The organism is Frankia sp. Allo2, assembly GCF_000733325.1.
Classification (GTDB): domain Bacteria; phylum Actinomycetota; class Actinomycetes; order Frankiales; family Frankiaceae; genus Frankia; species Frankia casuarinae.
Genome location: NZ_JPHT01000073.1, coordinates 1 through 8342, shown reverse-complemented (window position 1 = coordinate 8342; position 8342 = coordinate 1). Strand labels below are relative to the sequence as shown.

The window sequence follows — 8342 nt, the reverse complement described above, 5'->3', positions numbered from 1 at the left end:
CTCACCAAAGACACCGTGATCAGACAGAAGGCCGTGGAGGACAGCTTGGCCCACGATGTCCCCATCGTCGAGCACCTTGGGGTGCTGTGTCGGTTCCGCCAGGAGTTCTATGGCTGTCTGACCCGGCGGGCGGATGCCCTGTTCGAGCTCACCGACGCCGTGCTGTGCGCGGACGGCCCGGTNCGTGACCTGGTCGGCCTGTCGCNGGCAGCGGAGCACCGCCGAGGGCACGGCGCGTTGTACGGCGCGATCAACCACGGCCGGGTCGAGATCAGCCGGCTGCGCCGCGCGCTGGCCGGGCTGCCGCTGCCGCGGGCCGCCGACGGCCGGATCGTGCTGGGTGTGGACGTCAGCCCGTGGCTGCGCCCGGCGAGGTTCCCAACTCCTCACACCAGGTGAGGCCACATGTGAGTCCGCGGGCAGCGCCGGGCGTCCGCGCCCGGCGAGGTTCCCAACTACTCCGGCACCGAGACCGCCGCGAACATCACAGGCAGCGCCGGGCGTCCGCGCCCGGCGAGGTTCCCAACCCCGTGGTGGCGGCATCTGCCGCGATCGCGGCGGCGGGCCGTCGGGGGTCCATTTCCCACCGAGGACGATGCGCAGAAGGCGCTGACGGCCTCGTTAGCGGAGCTTCACGGCGGCGACTGGCTGGAAGAGGCCTGACTCGAACCCACGACCGACGGATTATGAGATCATCGGCAGCCTGTTCGCCGGTCTCCATGGACGTCCGCCGGTCCTGATCACAGGTACACCCGGTCGCCCCGCCGCTTCTTGATGATCGACGCCACAATATGGACAATACACCCTTTGAAGCCATAATCGCACCGATCTGGTCGCGCAACGGTGCAGGTCGACCGGCGTACACCAGATCGTCGATCATAGCCAAAGAGGCATAAGTTATTCGCCAGCTAGGAAACTCAGGCTAGTCCAGAACATCCGCCGCGGCTACGACGAACTCGACGTCGAGGCCGATTCTCACCCGATACTGTCGCCTGTTCTCACCGAGCTCGCCCGCGCCATCTGACCGCCCGGCCGGCCAGAGCCTCGCACGCCCTACCCCTCACAACGCAACAGCCCCATGCCGAGGCCATGCCAGGGTGACACGCTCGATGTCAATGTGGATGCCTGCGCCTGCGACGATGTCTCTGCCGAGGGCNGCGACGATGCCGTCTGCGATGGCACCAGCCCGGACCGTCGGTGCGCATGAATCGTATGCCCCGCCCCGTCCCACCAGCCGCGTCCGATGAACTTGGGCGCAGCTGCCCGTCATCCTCGGCCGCGGTAGCCCCCGGGACAGGCTGCCCGGATGGTGTCCAGTGAGGGGATCGGTGTTCAAACGGTGCGGCTGCCGCGATCCCCAGACAGGCAAGGATTACGGCGCCCGGTGTCCGAAACTGCCCCGGTCGGACCACGGTTCCTGGTTGTACATGCACGACGTCCCACCCGGTCCCAATGGGCGGCGGCGGCGCACCACCGGCGGACCGTTCGAGACCGAGACGGAGGCCGAGGTCGCGTTGACCGGTTCCCTGGCCGAACTCCATGGCGGTGGGCGGCCCGACGACACCGGGCTCACCGTCGCCCGCTACCTCGACGACTGGCTCGATGNAAAGGCGAGTCNCNCCGCGNCCNCCCGCCGCTCGTATGAGGAGCACGTCCGCCTCTATCTCAAACCCGGCCTGGGACACCTCAGACTCGCTGACCTGCGCGACCACCACATCGAACAGCTCTACGCCGCCATGCGGCTCATCGGCCGGGATCTGCACGGCAGGAAACGCTCACCCCTGCTCGTCCGCCTCCTCGAAGTCCGCAAAGACGACCCCAACCACCGCCGGCCCCTCAGCGCCTCCCGGCTACGCCGGGTGCACGCCACCACCATGAGCGCGCTCAACAGCGCCGTGAAACGTAAGAAACTTGGCGTCAATCCGGCCGAACACGTCGAACTACCCAAGGCCCGCAAGCCCCGACCGCTCGTCTGGACCGCACCGCGGATCGCCGCCTGGGAACGCACCGGTAAACGGCCCTCCCCCGTCATGGTCTGGACCCCGCAGCAGGCCGGTGCCTTCCTCGACTTCACCGTCGCCGACCGCCTTTACCCACTGTGGCATCTCATCGCCCACCGCGCCCTACGTCGCGGTGAAGCCGTCGCCCTCGGCTGGACCGAAATCGACATCGACGACGACAGTATCTACATCCTCGACAACCTCCCCGGATCCGTTTCCGGCGCCGACGACAACCTCGACCTGGACGGCGACGAATACACCGAACCCAAAAGCGACGCCGGCTACCGTACTGTCAGCCTGGACCCGGCTACAAAAAACGTCCTCACCACCTGGCAGGCGCGCCAAGACGAGGAACGCGCCGCTTACGGTAAGGCCTGGGTCGACAGCGGACGGATGTTCACTCATCCCGATGGCAGCAGGCTCACCCCCAACGGCGTCTCGCAACGCTTCGAACGGCTCATCACCCGATTCGCCACCATCCGCCATGAGCACGCCGAACACAGCTGGACCGTCGACCAGCTCGCCGCCCGGCATTTCATGCCCGAAGACGCCATTCAGACCGCGCTCGCCTTCGGCNCCCTGCCCCCGATCCGACTGCACGACCTGAGGCACACCGCCGCCAGCCTCACCTACCGGGCCACCAAGGACCTCAAGGTCGTCTCCGAACTCCTCGGACACTCCTCCGTCCACTTCACCGGCGACGTCTACACCTCGGTCTTCGCCGACGCGGATCGCGCCGCGGCCAAAGCCGCCGCCGACATCGTCCCCCGCCGACACCCACCCGGCCAGGTGGAACCCGACAGCTTGGACGACCCCACACCACCCCCCGCCAACGGACCTGGCCTCGACCTGTAGGACACCCCGGGTCAGGTTCGCAGCAAACTCCGGTCGCACCGACCGCATCGGCTCTTGATCCACCAGCAGCGCGGGAGACCACACCAACCGCGCACGGTCAAGATCGGTCAAACAGCCGGTAGACCAGGCCATCCCCACGACCGCGGCGGGGCCGCCGAGGGCCACCAAGAGCTCGTCCGCATCGACCGGCACCGAGGCACCCTCACCAGCCACGGCCACTCTCCGCAACCAGCGGAGGAGGCTCGGAAAATGGTTGCGGTCGCAACGTCACCAGCACGTCACCACCAGGGCCCGTTGTTGATCTCCACGGCCACCTGGCCGCTGCAAAAGGCCAGGTCAGGAGGGGTGGGGCGGGTGGGGCTCGAACCCACGACCGACGGATTAGCAATCCCATTGATTCGTTATCCGTCGCTACTCGCGAAAACATGCTGATACCTGCGGATTATGCTTGCAGGCAAGCATCGTCATTTGCCGCCATTCACCCTTATTGATCACTCAAAGTACGGGGTAAGTACGGGACGATCAGGCTAGTATGAGGGCGTTCGTTCCACTCCCGAAGGATGCGGCGGTGTGGCATGGCTCGTCCCAGTCTAGATCTCGGTGTCGGCGGAAAGATNTTNTANANCGCCACGGCGAAGGGCTCCCGGGCACGCTGCTTCTACCGCGACCATGACGGGGTACGCCGCGAAGTCGAACGCGGCGGCACCTCCAAGGCGGCGGCCACACGGGCACTGAAACTCGCGCTGCGTGACCGGCTGCGGGTCGCGGTCGGCGACGGCGACATCACACCGGAGACGACTATGAAGGTCCTCGGTGAGGCGTGGTTTGCCGAACAGCAGAAGAAAGACCGCTCTCCCAACACCCTCGCGGCCTACCGCACCACCCTCGACCGGCACGTCTACCCCGCACTCGGCGGAGTGAAGGCCCGACAGGTCACGGTCGGAACCGCGGACCGGTTTTTCAGCGCGGTCACGACCAAAAGCGGCCCAGGTGCGGCGCGGATCGCGCGAACAGTGCTGTCCGGCATGTGCGCGATGGCCGCCCGGCTCGACGCAATGGACCGCAACGTGGTCCGCGACGCCGGGCAGATCACCCGACCGGAACCGAAGCCGGTATCCAAGGCGCTCGGCGCAGCCCAACTGCGGCAGTTGCGGGCGCTGCTCACCTACGACGAACGGGCGCGGCGCCGCGACATCCCCGATCTTGTGGACATGCTCATCGCCACCGGCGCGCGCATCGGGGAGGTATGCGGGATCGTCTGGGACGCGGTCGACCTGGACGCGGGCACCGTGGAAATCCGGTCCACCGTGGTGCGGATTACCGGCCAGGGTCTGATCAACAAGCCTCGTCCGAAGTCGAAGGCGGGCCACCGGCTGTTGCTACTCCCGGCCTGGGCCGTGGCCATGCTGCGCACCCGCCACCACGGACAGAACAGTGACGAGGTGGTGTTCCCCGCGCAGATGGGCGGCCTACGCGACCCGAGTAACACTCAGGCCGACATCCGCGACGCCGTGAACGATGCCGGCTTCCCCGGCCTGACGTCCCACCTGTTCGGCCGCAGGTCCGTTGCCACCCTCCTCGATGGGGATGGGCANACCCCCCGCCAGATCGCCGATGTCCTCGGCCACGCCAACCCGTCCATCACCCTGTCCACCTACATGGGCCGGAAGGTCTCGAACCCCGGCGCGGCGGAAACCCTCGCGGTCCTGGCCATATGACCCCAACCGCTAATCTGGAGCCCTTCGGTCTCCGCGGGCCGTCCACCGTCCCGACCGCGTACACCCGCCCGATCCATGCCGTGAAGATGCCAGAGCCCTTTGTGAGGGAATCTTATGTGTTCACAACCTAAAGCGAATTAGCGATGATGTAGGTACACAACAAAGCGGCCCGGAACGGTGCGCCAACACCGCAACCCGGGCCTGAGCCCCGAACCCCTGCGACCACAGGAGTACGTGACCTATGGCCATCATGCCACCACCACATGACGGGTGGACACCCACCATCAACCCGATGATCACAATCGTTCCGTCGTACCGTCCGATTGCGGTCGACGTCCACACGTGGGACGGGCACGACGGGATGAAGCTCGAAGCTGTGCTGATGTTGCCGGGCCTCGACCTGCGTCTGATCGACGGTGTGAGCGATGTGAACGCGGCTGCCTACTGGCTGCAAGTGGCTCAAGCCGTGCTACTGGCGGCGGGACGCCTGCTCCGGCGTGCCCAGACCCCGATACCGGACGATGAGCTAGCTGCCCAGACTCACGCGTTGGGTCCGCTGGTGCGTCTACTCGGCCTGTTCCAAACCCCCCGGATGTCACCGGATGACTACGCCCATCTCTACACGCTGCTACGCACGGTAGACGACGCGATGACCGCTCGCCGTGCCGCGCTGCCCACCGAGAACGCCCCGACCGACAATGGAGCGGGGCAGACCTGGGCGACGATCGCCTGTGCGGCGCTCGACGCTGCGATGCGGGCGTACGGGACGACGGAGGATGTATCCGGCGACGAAACCCCGCCCGACCGCGGCCCACGCCGCGACGTGATGCACCTACTGTGGTCTCTGACACACATGGCTAAGGACACAGACACTACCCTCGACGAACTTGACACCATGAATCGTCTACTTCAGACCGTTCAACAAACGGTAATCCTCGGTCAGCAGCCCTAGGCCGCGTCTGTCCTGGGTAGCTGCCACACCCGGCGGCTACCCAGGACCCGGGTCCGTAGTCCTGGCCCCCGGTGAGCTGCGCTGGCTCTCGTCACTCGACCGGTTTCAGTGACCATCCTTGACGCCTGACCCGGGTTGCTCCGTGGGCAAGCCTGCTCGTCCTGCGGGTGCGCTCTGCGCACTCGTGGGGCGAGTGGGCGCGGCAGCACTGCTTCTAACCCACACCCCTCGACCGGTGACATTCCCTGATCTCCTCGACGCTCCGAACGGGTGGCCGGGCCGACGCGCCCGGGTGGGGTGCCGACCGAAGGGAGGCGGGGCCCCGCCCGGCGCGCGGCGGGTCCGGACGGGTCCTGTTCGGCGCGGCGCGTGCGGCACATGTGACACGAACCACCCGGCGCCCCGAAGGGGCGCCCTTGAGGAAGTACAGAACATTAGCGACGATCAAACATCGTTGCTGTTTATGCAGGTTATCCGGTTAGACGAGGTCGATGGGCCTGTTGCGGCTGATCCGCCAGGTGTGGGCCTCGTCGGCCAATGATCGAATCGCGGGATAGTCGCGGTCAGTCACGGCGAGGACGACGTTGACCCGGCTTGCGATGTGAGCGGTCTGGAACGGGCCAGCGAGACGCAAACTTTCGCGGGCAAGTGCGGCCACCCTGTCAAGATCCGGTGACTTGCTCCGTGCAACGGCTACTGCCTCATCCGCGCGGAACACGGACGTCCGTGAGCTACTGCCCTGCTCGATGGCGGGTCGGACGTCGGCCGTTACCTCCATGAAGCGGCCTATCTCNCCAAGGCGGGAATACACTCGGCCGACGTCGAGAGAGAAGATCGGCAATCCGATGCTGGTAAGGCTGTCAACGACGGTACGATGATCCTCTCGCGGGCCGCGCTCGTCTGGAGTCAGCCTGCTAACGATGCTTTCGGCCTCGCTGACGGCCGCGTCAACTCCTCGGATGTCGCCATGGGCGGCGCGGGCCCCGGCAAGGCTGCCCACCNGCAAGATAGCCCGTTGTGGTCCGCTGGGTGCGTGGCGCAGGCCGTCGAGCGCGTACTGTTCGGCTCCGGCGGGGTTGCCGGCGTAGTCCTCGATGGTGGCCTGCATGAAGCGCGTCCAGGCGATCAACTGATTGTCTTCGAGGAGTTCGCCTCTGCGGTGGGCTTCCCGCAAGGACAGCCGGGCGTCGGTGGTGTGTCCGGCGTTGTTCTCCAGCCATCCGCGGATGCCGGTGGCGACACCGGATACGCGCCAGACCCGGGCCTGGTCGGCGGGCCGTAGCGGGTATTGGGCGGTGATGGCGTCGGTGAGCTGCTGCAACGCGATGGCCCGGCGCAATGTCTCGGCGGGGGGNTGGNGCAGGNAGTCGGCCACCACGGCCTGTAGGGCCCCTTCGGCCGCGGATGCCGCGCCGCTGCCGGCGGTGGCGCGTTCCAGGATGGCCAACCTGTCGGCGGGCGCGATCATCGCTGCGGCTGTGCCGGTGGCGGTGAGTCCTATGGCTGCGGCGGTGAGGCTGAGTAGGTCTCTGCGGTTCGCGGTCTCCACCCCCTCGGTCTGCGGCGTGGGCTGGTGTTGTGAGGGTATCCCGGCTAGCGGTGGTGTAACAGACCCCGCATGATCGTCTTTGTGTTCGTGGGGGTAGGGGTAGCGGAATCCGAGTTCGGGTTCGCTGGCCTGGAAAAAGTGGCAGTAAGCCGCCTGGTAGGACGTGCCGGGGAAGTTGACGCCCCGCTCGTGCTTGCTGATCATCTCGGGGCCGGCGGCCGGTGGGGTGAACCCCGCTTCCTTGGCCACGACAGGGTCAATGTTGGCGATCTTGTCGGCGAGGGCGGCCCGGCTCAGTCCGAGTTGTTCGCGGTGGCGGCGTAGCTGGCCGGGGTTCCATCCCGGGTGTGTGCTGGGCTGAGGGGGCATGACGTCTCGCTTCCCTGGTTACCGGATTTCCCGGGAGAAAGCGTAGCCGGATGCTTACTGCTATCCGGTGATGTCGGTGGGCCTTGTCTGGCGTGTTTCCTGGTGGACCACATGTTTTCTGATCGTTTGCCGGATGAATACCTGATCGTTTGCCGTTCGGCTGCCGGTTCGGGCGCGGGAACGGTCGTCTAGGTGAGCACGGCTGTCCGGCATCGATAACCGTCTGTTTGCTCTCGATGCCTCCGGCTTGACGCGGTGGACTTCTCGGCGGCGGTTCCTGCCGGGTTGGCCTTCGTGTCCTCGGCGGGCGCCGTGAACGGTTCCGGGCGGGCTGTTCCACGCAGGTGGGGCCTGCCCGGGGCCACCTTGTGATCACGAGACGAGGGGGGTCCTGGCCGTGGGCCGGTGGGAGGACGAGCATTTTGCCCGGTTGGAGTGTGAGGTGCCGGTGCGGGGCCGGGATCGTCTGGCCTGGTGGCGGACGGCGCGGGCCGGCCTGGGGGCGGTGGAGGTGGCCGCGGTGCCGGTCGGNNNGCTCGGGCTGCTGGATGCCCCGGGGGTAGCGGTGCGGCACGGCCGGATCCCGNCGGGGGCGGGGTTGCTGTTCGAAGCCGGGGAGTGGGCGGTGTTCCTGGCCGGGGTGGGTCGCGGTGAGTTCGGGTTCGCCCGGTTAGCGGCGTTGCCGGTTCCCCCGGCTGCCGGTGCGGGGGCCGGTGATGGGTGAGCAGGCCTGCGTCGGGGATGGGACGGGGTCGGGCTGGTCGGAGGCATGGTCACGGATCCTGGCCGGCACGGGTGGGCGTGAGGCGGCCACGGTGTGGGTGGTGGCGGTGGTCGACGGGCCGGAGCGGGACGTGGACGGGGTGGTCGGCTACTTCGCCACCCCCCGGGACGCGGAC

4 protein-coding genes and 2 pseudogenes are annotated in these 8342 nt (G+C 67.2%); all 6 read left to right on the top strand.

Going from position 1 to position 8342, the window contains the following annotated elements:
* Positions 1 to 45: 45 nt before the first annotated feature.
* Positions 46 to 369 (top strand): annotated as a pseudogene (locus ALLO2_RS22445) (transposase); the annotation flags it as partial.
* Positions 370 to 1427: 1058 nt separating this feature from the next.
* On the top strand, positions 1428 to 2855 hold the full coding sequence (gene xerC / locus ALLO2_RS22440) for a tyrosine recombinase XerC (protein WP_232235281.1): 1428 nt from the start codon (positions 1428 to 1430) through the stop codon (positions 2853 to 2855).
* Between the two features lie 575 nt (positions 2856 to 3430).
* Positions 3431 to 4573 (top strand): annotated as a pseudogene (locus tag ALLO2_RS22435) (tyrosine-type recombinase/integrase).
* A gap of 292 nt (positions 4574 to 4865) precedes the next feature.
* On the top strand, positions 4866 to 5525 hold the full coding sequence (locus ALLO2_RS22430) for a hypothetical protein (RefSeq protein ID WP_035734610.1): 660 nt from the start codon (positions 4866 to 4868) through the stop codon (positions 5523 to 5525).
* A 2315-nt stretch (positions 5526 to 7840) separates the two neighbouring features.
* Positions 7841 to 8167, top strand: a complete 327-nt coding sequence (locus ALLO2_RS22420; RefSeq protein WP_051875531.1) for a DUF397 domain-containing protein — start codon at positions 7841 to 7843, stop codon at positions 8165 to 8167.
* Positions 8160 to 8342 (top strand): hypothetical protein (locus ALLO2_RS22415; RefSeq protein WP_035734608.1); only part of this gene is annotated, 183 nt, incomplete at its 3' end. The genes ALLO2_RS22420 and ALLO2_RS22415, both read left to right, overlap by 8 nt.

Coding starts and splice junctions, on each gene's coding strand:
- ALLO2_RS22430 (WP_035734610.1), top strand. CDS start 4,866: ATGATCACAATCGTTCCGTCGTACCGTCCGATTGCGGTCGACGTCCAC.